The following is a 20,413-nucleotide window of genomic DNA, read 5'->3' on the forward strand; positions in this document are numbered from 1 at the left end:
TGGCCCCGGAACTCACAGGTTTCTCAGGGCAGGCCGCTAGCCTGGGTCCGTGTTCCGCCCGTCCCCCTCCGTGCTCGACGCCGTCGGCACCCTCGTGCGGCTCGGCCTGGCCGCGGTGTGGCTGGTCTCCGGGATCGCCAAGATCAGCGACTCCGGGCAGACGTACCTGGCCGTCAAGGCCTACGACGTCCTGCCCGACGCGCTGCTGCACCCGGTGGCGACCGCGTTGCCGCTGCTGGAGCTGGCCCTCGGCGTCTTCCTGCTGCTCGGGCTCGCCACGCGCTGGGTGGCCGTCGCTTCGGCCGTGCTGCTGGTGGTGTTCATCGCCGGGGTGGCCCAGTCGTGGGCGCGGGGCCTGACCATCGACTGCGGTTGTTTCGGCGGCGGTGGCGAGGTGGCGGCGGGGCAGACCCGGTACCCCCAGGAAATCGCCCGTGACGTGGGCTTCCTGGTCCTGGCCTGCTGGCTGGTCGTGCGCCCGGCGAGCCGGTTCGCGCTGGACGGCTGGCTTCGCGGCGGCGCGCCGCAGGCCGAGCTGGAAGAAGAGAGGATCTGAAGAACGTGGGTGGAGCGGAACGGTCCGCGCGCAAGCGCCGCCAGCAGCAGTCCGCGGCGGCCAGGGCGGTGACCCAGGCCCGCGGTGGTGGCGGCCCCAGCCGGAAGACGATCGTGTCGGTGGTCGCGGTGGTGGTGCTGGCCGCGGTGGTCATCGGCGGGGTGATCTGGACGAACGCGTCGAAGAACGAGACCGAGGGCACGACCATCACGCCCCAGACGGCGGCGGCCGCGCTGGACACCGCGGACGAGCGCCAGGGCGCCACGGTCGTCTCGGGCAAGGCCGACGCCAAGGTCAAGCTCGACATCTGGGCCGACTTCCTGTGCCCCTACTGCGCGCAGCTCCAGCAGAAGTACGGGACGCAGATCGAGGAGCAGATCCAGGCCGGGAACGTGCAGGTCACGTACCACATGATCCCGCTGCTGAACAACCAGTCGGACCCGGCGGGCTACTCGCTGGACTCGGCGAACGCCTCCCTGTGCGCGGCGGACCAGGGCAAGTTCACGCCCTTCCACGACAGCCTGTTCGCCTCCCAGCCGGAGGAGGGCAAGCGTGGCTACGACAAGGCCCAGCTGATCAAACTGGGGCAGGACCTGGGCATCACCGCGCCCGAGTTCGCGACGTGCGTGAACGGCGGCACCTACGACCAGCAGCTCAACGCTGCGCTGGCCGAGGTCTCGAAGGACCCGAACTTCCAGGGCACCCCCACGGTCCTGCACAACGGCCAGGTCATCAACTGGACGCAGGACGGCTGGCTGACGAACCTGGTCAACCAGGCGGGATGAACCGACGCGGGGGGTCGGTCTCGCACGACCGACCCCCCGCGAAACGGCCATCCCGGTGTCATGTAAAGTAGTCGCAGACGAGATGCGGAGTACAACTTCGCTCCGGGGCTATGGCGCAGCTGGTAGCGCACCACACTGGCAGTGTGGGGGTCAGGGGTTCGAGTCCCCTTAGCTCCACAGTCGTCAAGATCGCCCGATCTGCTCACGGTAGCAGGTCGGGCGATTTTCTTTTCGGTGTCCTGCATGGGGTTGGTGTAGGCATGCCACGGCGGGACCCGCGCGCGTGTGTGGGTGCCGTGCTGCTCAGCGCCTACCGCGGGCGGTTGAACCAGGCGCCGGCCTGGGCGGTGGCCATCAACGCCAGGATCATGCCGCTACAGGCGAACCCGATGACCGGGCCGCCCGTGAAGATGAGGCCGAAGCCGTCCCCCAGGCCCAGGCCGCCCACGCAGGCGACGATCATCAGCGATGCGTACACGATCGTGGTGACCCGGACACCGCCACCGCCGGTGGCGAACTTCGTTCCCAGGATGATCGACAGCGCACCCAGGCCCAGCAGCACACCGACGACGGCGACGGCATCGGCGATGCCCCCGCCGTCGTTGGCGACGATGCCGCCTAAGAGGCCGGCGACGAGCACGCCGACGGTGAGCTGCAGGCCACCCATGACGAACAGGAGTACCCGCGCCGCCCTCATCAGTCCGGGCATGTCCGTGCCCGTCGGATGGCCCGGGTAGCCGTAGGAGCTGTTCGGGGCACCGGATCTCATTGGTGGCGTCCTCCTTCGGACCGTCCCGAACGGCGCAGTGTACGACGGAGGCAGGGGGAGGGTGGTGCAGTCCTCAAACAGACCGTCCCTCCAGTACGGCCCGGGACGCACCGCCCGCCCACCTGGTCGGCATGACCCTTACGCCGTCAGGTTGTGGCGAGGAACAACTCGATCAAGGCAAGGAGCGCTTCCGGTGCGTCTTCGGGCGGGAAGTGGCCCACGTCGGCGAGTTCGATGACCGGGGCCTGTGGGTAGGCGGCGCGGAAGGCCGGGATGACGTACCGGGGCAGCAGCGCGGTGTCGCGCATTCCTTCGACCAGCATCGCGGGCTTGGCCCGCAGGGTGGCGACCGCACTCGGGTCCGGGGTGGGCGCCGGGTCGTCCGGGGCGGGGGCGACGAGCTGCTGCGGGAACCGGATCACCCCGCGGCATTCGGCGCGGCTGGTGAAGTGGCCGGAGTAGGCCCGGATCCACGTCGGCGTCACGTTCTCCGGACGGGTGATCGTCTGCAGCGCGAGCATCAGGTGGGTGACGGTGTGCCCGGCGTTGCCGAGCACCTCCTCGAGCCTGCCCTCGGCCTGCGCGGCGCCCGCCCACTGGAACCACGCGCTGTCGGCGAGGTTGCCCGCCATCAGCTCGTCGTAACCGGGCAGCCCGAGCGGCAGGACCGTGTTCGTGGCCACGATCCGCTCGATCCGCTCGGGGTGGCGCAACGCGAACCCGGTGCCGATGGGGCCGCCCCAGTAGTGCAGCACCAGCGTGATCCGGTCCAGGTCCAGCTCACCCACCAGCAGCGCCTCCAGGTTGGCGACGTGCTCGCCGGCGAGGTAGCCGCGGTCGGCGGGGGTGGCGCTCTTGCCGAAACCCATGTGGTCGGGCACCACGACGCGGTGCGTCCGCGACAACGGGTCGATCAGGTGCCGCCACAGGTAGCCCCACGTCGGTTCGCCGTGCAGCAGCACGATGGCCGGTCCCGTCCGGGGACCCTCGTCGACGAAGTGTTGGCGGAACCCGGCCGCCTCGGTGTAGCAGGCCCGGAAGGGCCAGGTGCCGTCGAAAGTCTCCTGCTCAGGGATCATCCGCCGTCCTCTCACTCGATCTCGGCGAGGAAGGTAGGCGCGCTCCACTGACACCCACTGTCAGTGGAGTTCAGTAGCCTGCATCACATGCGCGCGAGCCGGCTGGTTTCCACCATCCTGCTTCTGCAGAACCGGGGACGGATGACAGCGAAGGAGCTGGCGGAGGCGCTCGAGGTGTCGACGCGCACGGTGTACCGCGACATGGAATCGCTCAGCAACGCCGGCATCCCCTTCTACGCCGAGCCCGGCCACGACGGCGGATACGAACTGCTCGACGGCTACCGCACCCGGCTGACCGGGCTGACCGCGGGCGAGGCGGAGTCGCTGTGCCTGACCGGGATGCCCGGCGTCGCCGCCGACCTCGGGCTCGGCGCGGTGCTGACCGCCGCCCAGCTCAAACTCACCGCCGCGCTCCCGGCCGGGCTGCGCGACCGCGCCGGGCGGATTTCCGAACGGTTCCACCTCGACGCGCCGTCCTGGTACCAGGACGGTGACCACACTCCGCACCTGACGCTCGTCGCGGAGGCGGTGTGGAACCAGCGCGAGGTGCGCATGCGCTACGAACGCTGGGCCGCGCCGCACGAAGTGGCCAGAACCGTGCAACCGTACGGCTTGGTGCTCAAGGCGGGCCACTGGTACCTCGTCGCCCGCAGCGATGGCAGGCTGCGGACCTACCGGGTCTCGCGCATCCTCCACGCCGAGGTTCAGCCCGCGACCTTCGACCGCGAACCGGGTTTCGACCTCGCCGCTCACTGGCGGGACTACCTGAAGCAGTTCGACGCCCGCCGCTACCACGGCACCGCGACTCTCCGGCTGTCTCCCTATGCTGTCGCCCGCCTGCCGGACCTCCTGGAACCGGCGATCGTCGACGCCGCATGCCGGACCGCGACCGAGCCCGGCCCGGACGGGTGGATCGAAGTCACCGTTCCCGCCGAATCCGCCGAGCACACCCTGCCGCAACTCCTCAAACTCGGCGCCGGCGCGGAAATCGTCGCACCACGGGAACTTCGCGAGCGCATCGCGCGGATCGCCCGTGACATGGCACGGCTCTACCAGGACTAGGGAGTGTTCGCCTGGCGGTGCCGGGGGTTCCCCTCGCGTGAGGGAAACCCCCGGCACCGGGATCATGCTTCGTCGTCGTGGATGGTGGCGTAGGCGGTGTTCTTGCCGGTCACTGCGTTGGTGGGGTAGCCGAGCACGACTTCGTACCGGGTGTCGGCGCTGGCGTCCACCGTCGAGTTGTCCTTGATCGGGATGGTCACCGTGGCGGTGGTCTGCCCGGCGGGAATCGTGACCTGCTGCGCCGCCGCGGTGATCTGGGTACCCGGACCGGCCATGGCCTGCAGGTGCACGGTCACCGGCAGCCTGCTCGCCTTGGACAGCCGCACGGCGACCGTCGCGTTGCCGGCGTCCTCGTCGGCCGTCGTGTCGCTGACGGACAGCTGCGGCAGCTTGGTCGGCGCACCCGTGCCGACGGACGGCGTGGTGAACGCGAGGTCGGACAGGAGCACCCCGCCGGTGGCGGTCGCCGTCGTGATCCGGATCTGCCGGATGTCGGTCGTGTCCACCCCGGTCATCGCGGCGACCGGCCAGCGGACGGTGCGCAACCACGTCTTCGGCAGCAGGCCCTCGTTCCCCGCAGGCAGCGGCGAGAGCGCGCCGCTCAGGGCCGAGACGGTGGTGGACTGCGTCCGGCCGGCGCCGTCCACGACGGTGAGCCGCAGATCCGCGGCGGTGTTGCCCGCGTCCGGCGCCGCCCGAAGGGTCAGCGCGCCGTAGCCGCTGACGTCGTACCGGCCGGACGGCAGGGCGGCCGTCATCTGGCCACCGCCGGCCCAGGTCAGGTGCAGCATCGGAGTGGCCGGCACGTTCGCGGTGTGGGTCACCGGGGTGAACGACGGGAAGCGGCTGGTGGCGGTGGAGTCGGTGCACGAGGGCAGGCCGCTCTGCGGGGAGGCGCCGGCGATGCTCGCGCAGTACTGGCCGAGCACCTTGCCGGAGAACGCGACGTTGGCGGCCGGCGCCTGCAGCGGAGCGACGTCGAGCCGTTGCGCGGCGGGCGACTGCGTCGCCTGCAGCACCGTCGCCGCGCCGACCTGGACCGCGCTGCCGGAGTCGGACTGGAACATCGGCAGGAAAGCGCTTTCCCTGCCGAGAGTCATGCGGAAGAAGGCGGCGGTGTAGGCGACGCCTGCCGCCCGCTGCTCGTCCACGGTGAGCCGGGTGTTGCCCGCCGCGGTGCTGCCGCAGGCCGGGTCGGCCGGGTCGACGTAGAGGTCCCAGTCGTCGCCGTACAGCTTTGACCACACGTCGTTGAAGTAGTTGTGGTTCGCGCCCATCACGAGCAACGACGACTTCAGCGCGGAGTCCGTGCCGCTCGTGTACCGCGAGTCCTCGAAGAAGTGCTGGCCTTCCTGGTTCGAGACGTCGCCGTCGCAGTAGGGCAGCAGCACGGCCATCGGCACGTCGGTCAGTGCGGGGCGGGTCCGGTCGATCGGGGCGATCGGGAGCACGCCCCTGATCCCGTACGGGGTGGGGCGGGCGGCGTTGAGCAGTGCGGCGCGGACCACGCCGTCGCCGCCGCGGGAGTGGCCCATCAGGCCGACGTTGCCGAGATCGAGCTTGCCCTTGAGCACGGTGCTCATCCCGGCCGCGGTGCCTGCGTCGGCCTTGGCGAGCAGGTCGAGGTGTGCCATCACCAGCTGGCCGCGGGCCAGGCCACCGCGGTCGGGCGACGCCGTGCTCTGGTCGAAGGCGCCGATCGCGTTCGCGCTGATCGACACCACGACGTAACCCTGGCTGGCGAGGGTTTCCGCCGGCCGGGCGTAGCCGAGGTAGCTGGGCACCGGCTCGAGGCCGTTGACGCAGGGCCAGTTCGCGTTGTCGAACGCGCCGGAGTCCGGGTCGTAGCAGGCGTCCGCCCGGCCGTGCAGGAACACCACCACCGGCCGCTTGCCGGACGCGCCGACCGGCACCCACACCGCGGCCCGCTCCTCGACCGGCACGCCGGTCAACCCGGACAGCTGGAGTGCGGTGTCACCGAAGTCGTAGTCGGCGCGGGTGACTCCGTAGCGTCCCGTGGCCTCGGGCGCGGACGTGATCGGCGTCCCGGCGGGCACGTCGGTCGCGGTGGCGGCGCTGCGGGTGCTCGTGCCGGGCACCACGCCCTGCCACGCCACCCGCACCGACGACGGGTTCGCCGCGGCGGGATCGGTCGTCACCAGGGTGAGCGTCCGGCCGTCCCGGGACTCCTGCGCCTCACCGAGGGACCGGCCGTCGACCGCGAGTTCCGGCGACGCGTCCCGCGCCGGGAGCCGCTTGTCGAGCGTCAGAGTGATCCGGTAGCCGCCGTCCACCGGCGTCACCGACCAGGAACCGTCGGCCGAAGCCGCCGACGCCGACGGCGTCTGCAGCAAAGCCAGTCCCAGAGCCAGTACCGCGCCGGTGATCGCCGGTCTCCAATGCTTGCGCATCCACACCCTCCCGGGTTTTCGTTGCGACCAAAGGCAAACAGCGTTCAATCTAGGCCCGGGTGCTGGCGTGGTGGTGTCACGAAGATCGTCAGGGCGCGCAGGTCAAGGCGCCGGGTACGGGAGCGCAACCAGGAGAGGTACTGCCAGTCGAGGCGTCAGTTGCGCGCGGGTGGGGTGCCGCCTGCCGGCGGGGCGCCGGCACCCATGCCGCCGGCGGCTTCCTGCTGCGTGGCGCTGTTCGCGTAGTCGTTGGTGGGGTCGCGGTAGATGGTGTGGACGTGGCCCCAGCCGGAGGTGTTCACGCCGTCGACGTCGGCGCCCGCCGAACCCTGCTGACTGGCGAACTCGATGTAGGCGTTCGGCCCGGAGATCTGGAAGTAGATGCCGTCGCCCTGGGGCATGTCGTAGACGGTGGCGCCGGACCAGTTGATGTAGGTGGTGTCGAGGGTCGCTTCGATCTCGGCCAGCGCGGCGGCGGTGGTTTCCTCGTCGGCGAGGCCGACCCAGTTGGCGATCACGTTGAGGAGAAGCTGCTTCTGCTCGTCGGTGAGATCCGCGCCGGAGAGCCCGGTGCCGGTGGGGTAGTCGCAGGTGCTGCCGGGCGCGCAGACCATGGCCGCGACTTCCTCGCCCTGGTAGAGGGCGGCTTTCTGGCCGCGAAGGGCTGCACCTCTCCGCCGTCGGCGTTGGTGTAGACGGCGGGTCGCCCGCCCAGGTGGGTGGGGGCGAACGTGCTGGCGCCGGCCGTGCCGTCGAGGGTGGCGTTGATGCCGAGGTGGTGACCGCCGGAATTCGAGGACGGCCATGGCGGCGCTGCTCCGGCGGTGAGGTCGTGCAGGTTGAGACCGCCCGTTCGCGCCTTCGGGGAACTTCCCAGCGTGCACTGGGGAACTAGCCCACGTCGTCGGCCGGGGCGGTCCACGTGTCGCACTGGGCGGTGGCGTTGGTCCGGTGGCCGCGGTCCGCCCAGTCGGCTTGGTTCAATCGCGAGCCGTGCGTTTCGCTGCTGAGGGTGGTGTGGAAGGTGTCCATCATCTCTTCCGCGGCGGATTTCGTGATCGATCCGCCGCGTGCGGCGTCACCGAGGAACAGGCCGGCGAAGCACGTCGCCTGGAGTTCGACGCGGCGGGTCGTCTCCAGCGCGGCCGCGGAACCGTGGCCTGCGTCGTCCTGCGCCCGCTCGGCCGCCCGGAGCATGCCGCTGAGGTACTGGATGTGGTGCCCGTACTCGTGGGCGAGGATCGGCAGCACCACGGCCCGCTGGTACCGCGCGTCGCCGCCGGGGACCAGCACGCGGCTGCGCGGCATGTAGATCGTGGTGTTCGCGGAGCAGTACATCGCGGCCGCCTCGTCCGCGGACGGCCGCCCGCAGAGGTTGCGCGGGATGTCGTCCGCCCCGTTGATCGTGACGGGCCGGATCGGCACGCGGAGCGCGGCGAACACCGGCGCCCAGGCCGCTTCCATGCACCCGACCGCGGCCTCGTAGTAGGCCTGCAGCGGTTCGGGCGGGGTGTCGAACGGCGGGAGCTTGCAGGTGACGTCGGCGAGCTTGACGTCGTGGGCGAGCAGCGGGTGCCCGGCGAGCCGGGTCATCCGGGGCGGTGCGCCCACCTCCGGCTGCAGGAGCCGGCTGACCGATCGCGCCTTCGCCACCTCGCCCACGGGGTTCGCGCCGATGTTGATCCAGTCGAGGTCGGGCAGCCCCGCGGCGAGGACCGCGATGGCCGTCACGAGTGTCCACACGCGTCTTCTGGCGCGCGAGGGGAACCATGCGGACACGAGCACACCCCCTCGGTAGAGCGCCGGACACGATTCACCGCCTTCGTCGCCGACGGCCGCGTTCCGTTACGCCGGTATCGCCGAGATCACGTGCGAGACCGTGCTCTGCCCGCTCCCGCTCGCGCCGGTAGCCGACCCGCGTGGCGGTTTCCCGCGCCAGGCGGTAGCACTCGCGCGCGAGTGCTGTCTCGCCGAGCGCGTGGTGCGCGTCGCCCAGGCTGTTGGCCGCCATGGCGAGCAGGAGGGGGTGGTCGAGGTGCATCAGCAGGTCACGGGCGCGTCCGGCGTGCTCGCGGGCTTCGGCGGGCCGGTTCGCGGCGAGCAGCACGTCCGCGAGGTCCGTGCGCGCCCACGCTTCGCCGAACGGGTAGCCGAGCCGCACTGCCCTCGCGACGGCCTCGGACGCGGTTCCGACGGCGTCGCGCGTCCGTCCCAGCCGGGCGAGGACGTGGGCGTACTGCGCGTCGCTGAGCACCGAACCGTGCCGGTCGTCGGTGCGTTCGCGCAGGTCACGGGCCTGGGAGATCGAGGTGAGCGCATCGGCGAAGTCGCCGAGGATCTCCTGCGCGTGGCTGAGGTTGCCCAGCACCAGCGCGGTGAGGCGCTCGTCGGCCGGCACGTCGAGAGCCTGCCGGTAGTACGTGATCGCCGTCCGGTAGTCGCCCCGCATGCCGTGCAGCGTGCCGATCCGGGACAGCGCGCTCGCCTGGGCCGCCGGATCGTCGACGGCCAGCCGGAGACGTCGTCGCGTCGTGCTCATCGCCGCGTCGAGGTCACCGCTGTCCCACTGGGCGTTGGCGAGGTTGTCGAGACTGCGCAGCAACGCCTCGGTGTCCCCGAGACGTTCCGCGGCCGCGAACCCGGCGCGGGCCACGGCGGCGAAGTCGTCCCGGTGCCCCCGGACACGCAGGAACTGGGCGGCGTGGTCGGCGATCCGCCACGCGTGGACCTCACACCGCTGCGCGAGCGCGAACTCGGCCACCGCGCGCAGGTTCGGGCGTTCCCGGGCGTGCCACGCGGTGTCGCCGCCGTCGCGGTAGTAGCCGAGCAACCGGTCCCGCGCGGCCCTCGCTTCCCCGGGCCGGACGAGGTCGCGGGCGTACTCGGCCAGCAGGTCGTGGAACGTGTACCCGTCCGGGTGCGGGCGGCTCAGCAGGTGGGCGTCGCACAGGTCGTCCAGCAGGCGTTCGGTGTCCGGGAGCCCGGTCAGCGCCGCGGCGGCGTCCGGGGTGACGAGCGGGCCCGGGTGGATGCCGAGGACGCGGAACAGGTACCGCTGGGGTTCGCCGAGGTCGCGATAGGACAGTGCGAACGCCGCCGCGATGTCGCGGTCGGTGGTGCGCAGCTCGCGGAGCCTCGATCGCCGGCCGGCCAGGCGTTCGGCGGCCCGGCCGGGTTGGTGGCGCACGCGGGACGCGGCGATCCGGATCGCCAGGGGGAGCCCGCCGCACAGCCGGGCCACGCCGTGGTCGCGTCGTCCGGAGACCGCGGTGAACAGCGCGGCGGCGTCGGTTTCGGGCAGGACGTCGAGCGGCACCGGCACCGCGCCGTCGACCGCGGTGAGGCGGCGCCGGCTGGTGGCGAGGACCGCGACGGACGCCGACCCCGGGAGCAGCGGCAGGAGGTGGTGCGCCCCGGCGGCGTTGTCGAGCAGGACCAGCAGCGCCCGGCCGGAGGTGCGTGCCCGCCACAACGCGGCGCGGTCGTCGAGGCTGCCCGGGTGCTGCGGCGCCGGGACGCCGACCTGGAGCAGCAGGGACGACAACGCGGCCGCGGGATCCAGTGGGTCCCGGCCCGGCGAGTAGCCGTGGAGGTCGACGAACAACTGGCCGTCGGGGAAGCGGGAAGCGGCCCGGTGCGCGGCGTGCACCGAGAGAGCCGTTTTGCCCACGCCCGCCATCCCGTGGACGAGCACGACGTTCCCGCCGTGCAAGGCGCCGAGCACGAGGTCGAGCTCGCGCCTGCGGCCGGTGAAGTCGGGCGTCCGGTAGGGCAGGTAGCACGCGCTGCCGTCCCGCTGGATCCGCGCGTGCAGGGCGCGCAGGGCCGGTCCGGGTTCGACGCCGAGTTCGGCGGCCAGCCGGTCCCGGGTGCGCCGGTAGGTGAGCAGGGCGTCGGCGGTGCGTCCCTGCCGCCACAACGCCTGGATGAGCAACGCGGCGAGCCCTTCGCGCAGCGGGTGCTGGGCGACCGCGGCGGTCAGTTCCGCGATGTCGCCCGCACGGGCCAGGTGCGCTTCCAGGATCGTCAGCCGTTTTTCCTCCAGCCGGGCGACTTCGCCGGCGAGGGCGTGGCTGGTGACGCCCGCCAGTGCCGGGCCGCGCCAGCACGCCAGGGCCTCCCGGTACTCCTCGGCCGCGGCGTGCCGTTCGAAGCGCGCCAGGTCGCTGTCCGGCGGGTTCAGGACGAACCCCGGGCCGGTGGCGGTGAGGACGTCGTCGGGGAACCCGGCCGCGACGAGCGCGCGGCGCAGCGCCGAGGTGACGTTGCGGACCTGGCGCACCGCGGTCGCCGGGGGATCGCCGTCCCAGACCACCTCGACCAGCCGCGACACGGGGACGACGTGGCCGGCGTCGAGGACCAGCGCGGCGAGGACGCGTTCCTGCCGCGGCCCCGACACCCGCACCGGGCGGTCTCCGGCCAGCACCTGGACCGGCCCCAGTACCCGAAAATCCATGGCGCGGTCCAGACAACCACTCGCCGGCGGCGGCCGGGGCGCCCGTGATGCAGATGTGATGCACGGTGGCGGGACGCTGCGCGGGACAGTTACCTCGACTCGTCAGGGGGAAGGCATGCGCATCAAGGGCATCGTCACGGCGGTTCTGGCGGCGGCGGCTTTCGTCGCGGTCGCCGGGCACGACTGGAACGACTCCGTGGTGGCGGGGCACGACTGGAACAACTCGGTGGTCGCCGGGCACCCGTGGAGTAACTCGGTGGTCGCCGGGCACCCGTGGAGTGATTGACCTGGTCGCCGGGCTGGTGCTGCGCAGAGGGAGGCACCAGCCCGGCGCCCTACCCGGCTCGTCGCGGTCGTCGCGGCGAGCGGCGTCGTGCTCCGACGGACGCCTGAGCCGCTACGAGGAGCTCGTTGACGCAAGCTGCCGGGCTCGTCCGGGAAGCGCGAAGGCAACCGCGGCAGCCGCCGTCAGAATGGCCGCGATGAGCAGGAACGCGTGGCCGTACGCAGCGGCCAACTGCTCAGGCGTGGTGGCCGTCGTGCCGGTCGCCGCGACGAGCACGGCGAGACCGAGGGCGGCGCCGGCCTGTTTCGTGGTGTTCATCAATCCCGAGGCGGCACCCGCGTCGGCCGGGTCGATTCCGGCGGTGACGGTGGTGGTCAGCGGGGTGTTGAGCAGGCCGGAGCCGAGCGCGATCAGGATCGCCGGTCCGGCGATGCCGACGAGGTAGCCGCTGCCGGGAGTGAGCGCGCTCTGCCACCCGAAGCCGGCTGCGGCCAGGAGCGCGCCGCCGACGATGAGCAGCTGGTGCCGGACGAACCGCATGAGCCACGGCGTAAGCCACGTGCCGACGGCGATGCTCAGCAGCGTGTGCGGCAGGAAACCGAGTCCGGTCTGCACAGCGCTGTAGTGCAGCACGTTCTGCATGGACAGCGCGAGGAAGTACCACATCGGGTTCAGGCACGCCCCGGTTAGCAGCATCACGGCATTGCCGACCAGGATCGCGCGACTGGTGAACAGCCGCAGCGGAATCAACGGTGTCCCCGCGGCCCGCCACTCGATCAGGACGAACGCCGTCAATGCCGTGATACCGATTCCGACGGCGGCGATCGCGAGCCCGTGGCCGCCGCCGTCCGCGGACCGGCTGACGCCGTAGCTCAGCGCGCCCAGGCCGACGGTGACGGCGACGGCACCGGGAACGTCCAGGCGCGGCCGCGACGCCCGGCCGGTATCCGCGGGCAGCAGCTTCACCGCGGCGACCAGGGCCAGCGCCCCGACCGGGACGTTGATCAGCAACGTCGACCGCCACGTCAGGAACTCGGTCAGCGCGCCGCCGAGCAGATTGCCCGCCGTGCCGCCGGCTATCCCGACCGCCGTCCACACGGCCAGCGCCCGCGTCCGCCGGGCGCCCTCGGGGAACGCCGCCATCAGCACGGTCAGCGTCGCCGGGGCGAGCACCGCCGCGCCGAGTCCCTGCACCGCCCGCGCCGCCGTGAGCAGCCCCGCCGTGCCGGCGACGCCCCCGGCCAGGCTGGCCGCGGTGAACAGGGCGAGGCCGCCCAGGAAGGTCCGGCGCCGTCCCCAGACGTCGGCGAGTCGGCCGCCGAGCAGCAGAAACCCGGCGAAGACCACGGCATAGGCGTTGAACACCCACGGCAAGTCCGCAGCGTTGAACCCGAGTGCGGACTGGATGGACGGCAGCGCGACATTCACCACCGAGACGTCGAGCACCACCATGAACTGCGCCGCACACGACAACGCCAGCAGCGCTCTGCCCCGGGTTTTCGCCTCGTCGGACCCCACGTCGACCCCTTTACTGTACAAGCGTATTATATACATGCGTACTATAAAGACCGAGCGGAGGAAGTGGTGCCGAAGATCGTCGATCACGCCGAACGCCGCGCGCAGATCGCCGAGGCGCTGGTCCGGGTCGCGGCGCGCGAGGGGCTGCACGCGGTCACGATGCGCACGGTCGCCGCAGAAGCCGGGGTGTCGGTCAGCCTGGTGCAGTACTACTTCGACACCAAGGCCGAACTGTTGCACGGCACGCTTGAACACCTCGAACGGCGCAGCGTCGAACGCTGGCGAGAGAGGACGCGGGATGCCCAGTCGTCGACGCGGGCAATCGCAGAAGGCTTCCTCGCCGAGGCGCTGCCGACCGATGCCGAGAGCCGCGCGCACCACCTGGTATGGACCTCGTACGCGGTGCTGGCCATGACCGACCCGGACCTCGCCGCGCACCCGTTCGTCGACGGCCCCAACCGGCGCGAACGCGAACTCGCCGACATCCTGGCCGACGCCGCCACCCGGGGTGAACTACACCCCGGCAGGGACCACCGCGCGGAAGCCGCGAGACTGCTGGCGCTCAGCCACGGACTGGGGACCAGCGTGCTGGTCGGCCAGCGCAGCACCGACGACGCCCACGCGATCCTGGCCTACCACCTCGACCGCCTGTTCCTGCCCGCGACAGCAGGCGATCTGCACCCAGCAGCCCGGAAAGAGGACACCACCTGACCGCTTCCCCTGCGACCATGGGCACCGTGACCACTATGGACAGCAGGGCCCTCAACCGGGCGGCGTTGGCTCGCCAGTTGCTCCTCGAGCGGGCCGATCTGCCGGTCGTGGACGCGGTCTCCCACCTGTGCGGGTTGCAGGCCCAGGAGCCCCAGGAACCGTTCGTCGGGCTGTGGTCGCGGCTTCGGGGGTTCCAGCCGGCCGCCCTCGACGAGCTGCTGACCGGCAGGCGGGTCGTCCGCACGCACCTCATGCGCCGCACCATTCACCTCGTCACGGCGGACGACGTCGTGGCCTGGCGGAGCCGCCACGAGGCGATGCTGCGCCAGCGGGTGTTCGGCGTCTACCGGCGCGAGCTGGACGGCGTGGACCCCGGCGAAGTGGCCGCGGCGGCGCGGGCGGAGCTGGCCCGTGACGAGCCGTGCACCATGGCCGACATCGGGCGGGCGCTCGCCGGGCGCTGGCCGTCCGCGGGGCCACGCCCGCTGGGCGAACTCGCGATCGCCGCCCTCGTGCCGACGGTGCAGGTGCCACCCCGGGGGCTGTGGCGCGCCAAGGCGGGCGTCCAGAACGTCCGGCTGTCCTCGTGGCTGGGACGCGACGTCGAGCCGCTCCCCGAGGACGGCGCGGATCCCGCCGGGCAGGCGCTCGCGCGCCGCTACCTGGCCGCCTTCGGCCCGGCCACCGTGGCCGACCTGCGCGCCTGGAGCGGCCTCGCCGGGCTGCCCGCCGCGGTGGCCGCCATCCGCGACGAACTGGTCGCCTTCCGCGACGAACACGGCCGCGAACTCCTCGACCTGCCCGACGCACCGCGCCCCGACCCCGGCACATCCGCCCCGATCCGGTTCCTGCCCGCGTTCGACAACGCGATCCTCGGCTACCAGGACCGCGCCCGCATCATCGACGACGCCCACCGCAACCTCTCGGTGGCCGGTGAGCGCGTCGTGCTGGTCGACGGCCGCGTCGCCGCCACCTGGACCGTCGAAGCGGACACCGTGACCGTCACCCCGCTGCGCCGCTTCACCCGCGCCGAGCGGATCGCCGTCGACGACGAGGCCCGGCACCTCACCGCGTTCCTCGCCGGCGACGGCCGAACTCCCTGACCCACCGCGTCATGTCCGCGGCCCCTGCCCGGTCTGAGTGGTGCGGGGGGCCGCGAAGCTCGCCGGCGGACGCCGTCCGGCTCTGGGGTCGAAGGGGGTGGGACGGGCGGTGTTCCCGGCGAGCGTGTGCCACCCCGGCTCAGAGCAGGCCCAGCTCGTACGTGCGCATGATCGCCTCGTCCCGGTTCGAGGCGCCCAGCTTCCGGTAGACGCTCTGCAACTGGGAGCGGACCGTCGCCACGGAGACGACCAGGCTGCGGGCGATCTCCTGCGGCGAGTGGCCCTGCGCCAGCTCGGTCAGGACCCGGTGCTCGCGGTTGGTCAGCGCCACCAGGTCGATCCGCTCCGGAAAAACCGGGCGCGCGTGGTCCAGGCGCGCGGCGGCGGTCTCCGTCAGCTCGATCTCGCCGAGGAGTTCCGCGCGTTCGGCCGCGGGCAGCGTCGCCAGGGACGCCACCTCGTCCGGCTCGCGGACCGAGGACAGCATCCGGACGGCGCCGCGGGCGGCTTCCCGGTCACCCATCCGGAGCGCGGCCACGGCGTGCACGAGCAGCAGCTGCGCCTTGTCGCGGCGCGGCGTGCCCGCGTCCCACACGCTGCGCGCGGCGATCGCCCTGGCCTGCCGGTGGTCGCCCGCCAGCAGGTGCAGCCGGGCCGACGGGACCGCCAGCCAAGCCGGCACCGCGGCCGTTTCGCGCCGGAGCATCCGCAGCGCGCGGTTTCCCTGTCCGGCGGCGATCAGCAGGTCGGCCCTGGCGCGGTCCAGCACCTGCTGCGCGATGCCCGGCCCGGCGGTGGCCTGCCTGCTGATCCGAATCCGCTCGAGCTGGTCGAGCCCGTCCGCCGGATCACCGAAGTGCAGCGCGGCCGCGCCGACCATGGCCGCGACGAACGGCCACACCTCGATCGGTTTGGTGCCGTCGCCGGTCACCGCGAGCGCGGCCGCCACGCCGTCCCGGTCGTGCCGGTCGAGCGCGAGCCAGCCCTCGGCGATCGTCGCCCCGACGGTGCCGAGGAAGGCGACCGACGGCATCGGCGGCGGGTACGACCGCATCGTCTTGATCCAGCGGGCGGCCGCCTCCTGCTGGCCCTGGTGCGCGAACACCATGGCCAGGTTAGCCGCGGCGTTGATCCCGGCGAAGTGCGTGAGCGGCTCGGCCCGCGCCTGCTCGTGCGCCAGCTGGTAGAGGGCGGTGGCGCCGTCCAGGTCACCGGCCAGCGACCGGGTCAGACCTCGTTGCAGCGCAAGCCATCCGGGCCGCAAGGTCGACCGTTCCCGCGGCAGCGGGCGGAGTTCGTCCACCCGCCGCGCGAGCTGCTCGCCGAGCTCATCCGCCTCGTCCAGGCTGCCCTGCCCCCGCAACTGGACGAGCTTCGCGGTGCCCAGCGCGATCAGCGTGGCGGGCGGGACGTCCGCGGTCAGGTCGAACTCGTTGGCCATCCGCGCACCCACTTCCATGTAGCGCCGGAGGAACGCGCGCAGTTCCGCGTCCGCGGGGCCGGCCAGCGCGTGGGCGTTGGTGAGCCACGCGATCACCAGCCGCGGCCTGCCGTGCAGGACTTCGGGCGGGATCGACCCGAGCGCGGCGACGAGCGTCGCGGCCAGGTCCGCGGGCAACGCCAGCCAGTGCCGGTCGCAAAAGTCCTCCAGCTCGTCCCAGTCCTGCGCGCCGACGATCCGGCGCAGTTCTGCGGGGAACTCGTCGAGCGAGCTGCCGTCGTGCACTTCTCGGATAGTAACCACCGCGGAAGAGCGTTCGTCTGGAAGCGCTTACTGCTACTGACAGTGTCCTTGCGGTTCACCCGCTCGGTGCGCACAAGATCAACTAGTCTCGGGTCACCGGTTTGAAGACACACAGGAGTTGGTGGATGCCCGCGGCCGCCCTCGTCGCGATGTACGTCGGGGAGGACCCGGCTCGCGCGCGGGCGCTGCGGTCGGCCCAGCCGGGAGGCCCGGCGCCGCGGTGGGAGATCGCGAACACGAGTGTCGCGGGTCTCCGCGCGGTGCGACAGTCCGATCCGGACATCGTGATCGTCGACGGCGAAGTGGACGACGTGCCCGCGCTGTGCCGCGAGATCCGCGCGGCGGCGCCGTCCGCGGTCGTGCTGCTGCTGGCCGAGGACGCACCACCGCCGCCCGGCGTGGACGGCGTCATCAGCTGGGCGTTGCTCCGCAACGGTTTGCCGGGCAACGTGCTCGGCGCGCTCGCCGAGGTCGCCGCGGTGGCCCGGACGCCCGGCAACCGGGTGACCGGCCTGACGGCGCAGGAGATCGCGGTCCTGGAGTGCGCCGCGCGCGGGATGACGGCGGAGGAGACCGCGGCCGAACTCGGTCTCACCCCTGCCGCCGCCCGATCCGCCCTGCGCACGGCGAAGACGAAGTTGCGCGCGTCGTCGCGGGCGCACGCGGTGGCGCTCGCGATCCGGGCCGGTCTTTTCCCGCCCTGATCCGCCGCTGCGCGTCAGGTTCCGCCGCGCCGGCCGGTCTGTTCGGTGTGGTCAGGATGACGCTGCTGGTCGTGGTGTGGCTGACGGCCGTGCTCGGGGCCGCGCCGGCACTGGCCGCACCGGGACTCGACGTGGACAGTGCGTACCAGGAACTCCGGCGCGCCCAGGACGAACTCGCCGCCGTGCAGAGCGAAGTGAGCGGCAAGGAAGCCGAACTCGCCGCGGCTGAGCGGAACCTGTCGGCCGCACGGGCAGGCAGCGGGTCCACCGGCGAGGCGTTGCGCGCGGCGCGGTCCGCCGCCGTGGCGGCCCGGTCACGCGTGGCCGGTTTCTACTCCGGGGTCTCCGCGGAGTTCCGCCGCGGCCGGGAGTTCGCGGTGCTGGACAACCGCGCGCCACTGGACTACCGGGCCGCCCTGCCCCTGCTCGATTTCGTCGCCGCCGACCAGTTCGCCGAGGTGCGGGCGGCCGACGAATCCGTGCGCCAGGCCGAGTCCGCGGTCACCACGTCCGCGGATGCCCTGGCACAGGCCGAAGCTGCCCGCACCGCGGCCGCCGATGCGCTCGCGGCCGCCGGAGCACGGCGCGACGCCGCCCTTCGCGGCGTCCAGGACGCCCAGCGCCGGGTGGACGCGCCGCCGCCGGTCGCCGAGCGCGACGGCGGGAACGTGGTACCACCGGCTGGCGAGGGCGACGCCGGGAGCGTGGTGCGGTTCGCGTTGGCGCAGCTCGGCAAACCGTACGTGTGGGGCGCCGAGGGGCCCGGCAGCTACGACTGTTCGGGCCTCGTGCTGGCCGCGTTCCGGTCCGCCGGCCTGGCCGTGCCGCGCACGAGCGCAGCGCAGGCGGAGGTGGGTGTCCCCGTGCCGCGGGACCAGGTGCGCCCCGGCGATCTCGTCTTCTACTACCAGCCCGTCAGCCACGTCGCCGTCGCGATCGACGGGTCGCGTGCGGTGCACGCGTCCCGCCCCGGTGAGCCGGTCCGGATCGCGGACATCGACGCGATCGGCCCGGTCACCGGGATCCGGCGGCTGCTGCGCTGACAACCGCAACCAGAGGAGGAACAACCTTGTCCACGACTTCCGCCGTCCACGGCAGAGCCGGCATCCGGGTCGCGGTGGCGGACTCGCTTCCGCTCTTCCGCGAGGGGCTCTTCGCGCTGGTCCGGCGCAGCACCACGATGCGCTGGGCCGGGCACGCGGGCACCGCGCCGGACCTGCTCCGCCTGGTCGAGCACGCGCACCCCGACGTCGTCCTGCTCGGGGCGGGCGTGAACCGCCAGCCACAGCTCATCCCGCTGCTGACCGGGGTGCGGAACACGGTCGCGGTGGTGGTGCTGCTGGAACCCGGCCAGTTGAACCGCGCCCACCTCGGCGAGTTGCTGCGCGCGGGGGCGCGCGGGGTGGTCGCGCGCGCGGCCGACCCGTTGCGCATCACCGAGGCGATCTCCGCAGCGACCCGGCAGATCCACGTCGACGGGCAGCTGCGGGGATTGCTGTTGCCGCGGGAGATCGCGGGGGAGGAGCCACTTCCGGTCGCGCCGCGACCCGCCCTGAGCGGGCGCGAGTACCAGGTGCTGCAGCTCATCGCCGAAGGGCTCAGCACCACGCAGATCGCGGCGAGCCTGCTGCTGTCGGTGGAGACGATCCGGACCCACGTCCGCGGGGTGCTGCGCAAGCTCGCCGCGCGGGACCGCACCCACGCCGTCGCCCTGGCGTTCCGGGCGGGGTTGCTCGTCGTGCCCGGGCAGCCCGACGCCGAGCGGCGGCAGGCGTCCTAGCGCCGTCAGGCGTGCAGGACCCCGAGGTTGAAGTTGGTGTGCCCGAGGGACCTGCTCAGCCGCTGCCGCAGCGGGAACAGCATCTCCATCGACCGGGCGCCGGTGATGTCGCCGAGGTCGACGATCGCGTCCGCGGGCCAGCCGAACTCACGCAGCAGGCCGGTCACCATCGTCTTGGCCTGCCTGCTGTCGCCGGCGAGGAACGCGACGTGCCCGCCGGGCACGCGCTTGGGGTTCACCATCACCGACGGGCTCACCGTGTTCAGCGCCTTGACCACCCTGGTCTGCGGGAACAACGCCTGGATCTCCTCGCCGAGGCTGCGCTCGCCGGTCCGCATCGGGGGCGGGTCCGCCGCCGGGTCGCTGACCGGGTTCGCCACGTCGATCAGCACCTTGCCGGCGAGTTCGGCCTCGCCTGCCGCGCGCAGAGCGTCCACAGTGGCCGTTCCGGCGGTGGCGTTGACCACGATCGACGCTGATCGCGCCGCCTCCGCGTAGGTGCCGGCCCGTGCCAGTTCGCCCGCCGCGCGGACCCATCTGGTGATGTGCGGCTGCCCGGGGTCGCGGCTCCCGATCACGACGCGGTGCCGGAGCTCGACCAGCCGCGCGGCCAGGGTGCGACCGACGATCCCGCTGCCCAGCACCGAAATCCGCACCGGGTTGGTCCTCCGTGGCGTCGACGGGAATACGCTTTCTCTTCCGGTATACCTGCGCCGGGGAGTCCGGACAATGCGGACGGTTGATGAAACGCGTGATGAAATCCGGCGGTCACGAATCGCGGGACGCGAGGAGTTCGTATTGCCGCCGCAGCGCCGTCCGCGCCCGCCACAGCAGCGAGCACGCGGCGGCGGGCGCGATGCCGAGCTCGACGGCCACGTCCTGGGGGCGGTGCCCGAGCACCTCGACCATCCAGAGGACGCGGCGCCAGCGGGCGGGCAGGGCCGCGAACGCGTCCGCCAGGTTCCGGTCGCCCTCCAGTTGCTCGTCCAGGGGCGGCGTCCTCGGCTCGACGACGACCGGGGACAGGCCGGCCGCGACGGCGCGTCCGTTCCGCGCGCCGAGGTCGATGGCCAGGCGGCGGACCGTGGTCCGCAGGTAGGCGGGGAAGTTGGTCGCCGGGCCGCCGCCGCCCTCCAGCGCCAGCATCGTCCGCACCAGCGCGTCGGCGGTCAGGTCCTGCGCGTCCGCCGGACAGCGGGCGACCGAGCACGCGTATCTCAGGACCGCGGCCTGGTGTCTGTGCACCAGGACCGCGAACGCCTCGCGATCACCCCCACGAGCTTCGCCGAGCAGATCGTCGTCCGACATGCCGGCCAGCTCCCGCGTCGCGGTGTCACCCATCAGCCCCTCCTCCAATGCACTTCCAGGTGAAGAATGCAACTACAGGTTTGGCGAACCGATTGGGTGAACTCGGACTACTGAGAGCGGATCATTTCGCGTTCTGTCCGC

At 72.5% G+C, this 20,413-nt stretch carries 19 protein-coding genes and 1 tRNA gene; 10 read left to right on the plus strand and 10 right to left on the minus strand.

What is annotated here, in order from left to right:
- Positions 1-49: 49 nt before the first annotated feature.
- The 3 genes from AMY39116_RS0310570 to AMY39116_RS0310580 all read left to right on the plus strand — a co-directional run bounded on the left by AMY39116_RS0310570 (position 50) and on the right by AMY39116_RS0310580 (position 1,518).
- Positions 50-556, plus strand: a complete 507-nt coding sequence (locus AMY39116_RS0310570) for a MauE/DoxX family redox-associated membrane protein (protein ID WP_020417629.1) — start codon at positions 50-52, stop codon at positions 554-556.
- Positions 557-561: 5 nt separating this feature from the next.
- A complete protein-coding gene (locus AMY39116_RS0310575; RefSeq protein ID WP_020417630.1) occupies positions 562-1,341 on the plus strand; it encodes a thioredoxin domain-containing protein in 780 nt (259 codons plus the stop codon).
- Between the two features lie 104 nt (positions 1,342-1,445).
- Positions 1,446-1,518, plus strand: a tRNA-Ala gene (locus AMY39116_RS0310580).
- A 133-nt stretch (positions 1,519-1,651) separates the two neighbouring features.
- Here the strand turns inward: AMY39116_RS0310580 and AMY39116_RS42620 are convergent.
- Both AMY39116_RS42620 and AMY39116_RS0310590 read right to left on the minus strand, forming a co-directional pair.
- A complete protein-coding gene (locus AMY39116_RS42620) occupies positions 1,652-2,110 on the minus strand; it encodes a hypothetical protein (protein ID WP_020417631.1) in 459 nt (152 codons plus the stop codon).
- 146 nt (positions 2,111-2,256) lie between these two features.
- Positions 2,257-3,189: an alpha/beta fold hydrolase gene (locus tag AMY39116_RS0310590; protein ID WP_020417632.1), complete on the minus strand. Its 933-nt coding sequence runs from the start codon at positions 3,187-3,189 to the stop codon at positions 2,257-2,259.
- Positions 3,190-3,276: 87 nt separating this feature from the next.
- Between AMY39116_RS0310590 and AMY39116_RS0310595 the strand changes: the two genes are divergently transcribed.
- Positions 3,277-4,251 carry a YafY family protein gene (locus AMY39116_RS0310595; RefSeq protein ID WP_020417633.1) on the plus strand — a complete coding sequence of 325 codons (975 nt, stop codon included), beginning with the start codon at positions 3,277-3,279 and terminating at the stop codon, positions 4,249-4,251.
- Positions 4,252-4,313: 62 nt separating this feature from the next.
- Here AMY39116_RS0310595 and AMY39116_RS42625 read toward each other — a convergent pair whose 3' ends face one another.
- The 4 genes from AMY39116_RS42625 to AMY39116_RS0310615 form a co-directional block, all read right to left on the minus strand.
- Entirely contained in the window at positions 4,314-6,662 is a 2,349-nt protein-coding gene (locus AMY39116_RS42625; protein ID WP_157358508.1) for a hypothetical protein, read from the minus strand.
- 155 nt (positions 6,663-6,817) lie between these two features.
- On the minus strand, positions 6,818-7,468 hold the full coding sequence (locus tag AMY39116_RS47105) for a DUF3500 domain-containing protein (RefSeq protein ID WP_255346841.1): 651 nt from the start codon (positions 7,466-7,468) through the stop codon (positions 6,818-6,820).
- An 85-nt stretch (positions 7,469-7,553) separates the two neighbouring features.
- Entirely contained in the window at positions 7,554-8,405 is an 852-nt protein-coding gene (locus AMY39116_RS0310610; RefSeq protein WP_027935806.1) for a neutral zinc metallopeptidase, read from the minus strand.
- Positions 8,406-8,475: 70 nt separating this feature from the next.
- Positions 8,476-11,118 (minus strand): BTAD domain-containing putative transcriptional regulator, encoded by a 2,643-nt coding sequence (locus tag AMY39116_RS0310615; RefSeq protein WP_039791396.1) that lies wholly within the window; start codon positions 11,116-11,118, stop codon positions 8,476-8,478.
- Positions 11,119-11,233: 115 nt separating this feature from the next.
- On the opposite strand from AMY39116_RS0310615, the gene AMY39116_RS46025 reads away from it, so the two are divergent.
- Positions 11,234-11,404 carry a hypothetical protein gene (locus tag AMY39116_RS46025; protein WP_020417638.1) on the plus strand — a complete coding sequence of 57 codons (171 nt, stop codon included), beginning with the start codon at positions 11,234-11,236 and terminating at the stop codon, positions 11,402-11,404.
- 111 nt (positions 11,405-11,515) lie between these two features.
- On the opposite strand, the gene AMY39116_RS0310625 is transcribed toward AMY39116_RS46025, so the two are convergent.
- Positions 11,516-13,009: an MFS transporter gene (locus tag AMY39116_RS0310625; RefSeq protein WP_235716100.1), complete on the minus strand. Its 1,494-nt coding sequence runs from the start codon at positions 13,007-13,009 to the stop codon at positions 11,516-11,518.
- On the opposite strand from AMY39116_RS0310625, the gene AMY39116_RS0310630 reads away from it, so the two are divergent.
- Positions 12,989-13,633 (plus strand): TetR/AcrR family transcriptional regulator, encoded by a 645-nt coding sequence (locus AMY39116_RS0310630; RefSeq protein WP_027935807.1) that lies wholly within the window; start codon positions 12,989-12,991, stop codon positions 13,631-13,633. The genes AMY39116_RS0310625 and AMY39116_RS0310630 overlap by 21 nt on opposite strands.
- 35 nt (positions 13,634-13,668) lie before the next feature.
- Positions 13,669-14,736: a winged helix DNA-binding domain-containing protein gene (locus AMY39116_RS0310635; protein ID WP_235716101.1), complete on the plus strand. Its 1,068-nt coding sequence runs from the start codon at positions 13,669-13,671 to the stop codon at positions 14,734-14,736.
- 139 nt (positions 14,737-14,875) lie between these two features.
- Here the strand turns inward: AMY39116_RS0310635 and AMY39116_RS0310640 are convergent, their stop codons facing one another.
- Positions 14,876-16,462 carry a LuxR C-terminal-related transcriptional regulator gene (locus AMY39116_RS0310640; RefSeq protein WP_020417642.1) on the minus strand — a complete coding sequence of 529 codons (1,587 nt, stop codon included), beginning with the start codon at positions 16,460-16,462 and terminating at the stop codon, positions 14,876-14,878.
- Between the two features lie 143 nt (positions 16,463-16,605).
- Between AMY39116_RS0310640 and AMY39116_RS0310645 the strand changes: the two genes are divergently transcribed.
- Genes AMY39116_RS0310645 through AMY39116_RS42640 form a run of 3 tightly spaced genes read left to right on the plus strand, consistent with a single transcriptional unit; the run spans position 16,606 to position 18,964 of the window.
- Positions 16,606-17,184, plus strand: a complete 579-nt coding sequence (locus tag AMY39116_RS0310645; protein ID WP_020417643.1) for a response regulator transcription factor — start codon at positions 16,606-16,608, stop codon at positions 17,182-17,184.
- Between the two features lie 56 nt (positions 17,185-17,240).
- A complete protein-coding gene (locus AMY39116_RS44660; RefSeq protein ID WP_157358509.1) occupies positions 17,241-18,227 on the plus strand; it encodes a C40 family peptidase in 987 nt (328 codons plus the stop codon).
- 26 nt (positions 18,228-18,253) lie between these two features.
- The gene (locus AMY39116_RS42640; protein ID WP_020417645.1) at positions 18,254-18,964 is read left to right on the plus strand and encodes a response regulator transcription factor; all 711 of its coding nucleotides are present in this window, start codon (positions 18,254-18,256) and stop codon (positions 18,962-18,964) included.
- 5 nt (positions 18,965-18,969) lie between these two features.
- Here the strand turns inward: AMY39116_RS42640 and AMY39116_RS0310660 are convergent, their stop codons facing one another.
- Together AMY39116_RS0310660 and AMY39116_RS42645 are read right to left on the minus strand one after the other, a co-directional pair.
- The gene (locus AMY39116_RS0310660) at positions 18,970-19,620 is read right to left on the minus strand and encodes an NADPH-dependent F420 reductase (protein ID WP_020417646.1); all 651 of its coding nucleotides are present in this window, start codon (positions 19,618-19,620) and stop codon (positions 18,970-18,972) included.
- A gap of 112 nt (positions 19,621-19,732) precedes the next feature.
- The gene (locus AMY39116_RS42645; RefSeq protein ID WP_020417647.1) at positions 19,733-20,305 is read right to left on the minus strand and encodes an RNA polymerase sigma factor; all 573 of its coding nucleotides are present in this window, start codon (positions 20,303-20,305) and stop codon (positions 19,733-19,735) included.
- Positions 20,306-20,413: the final 108 nt, after the last annotated feature.

Origin of the sequence: Amycolatopsis sp. ATCC 39116 (assembly GCF_000231075.2) — a bacterium.
Lineage (GTDB): Bacteria > Actinomycetota > Actinomycetes > Mycobacteriales > Pseudonocardiaceae > Amycolatopsis_E > Amycolatopsis_E tucumanensis.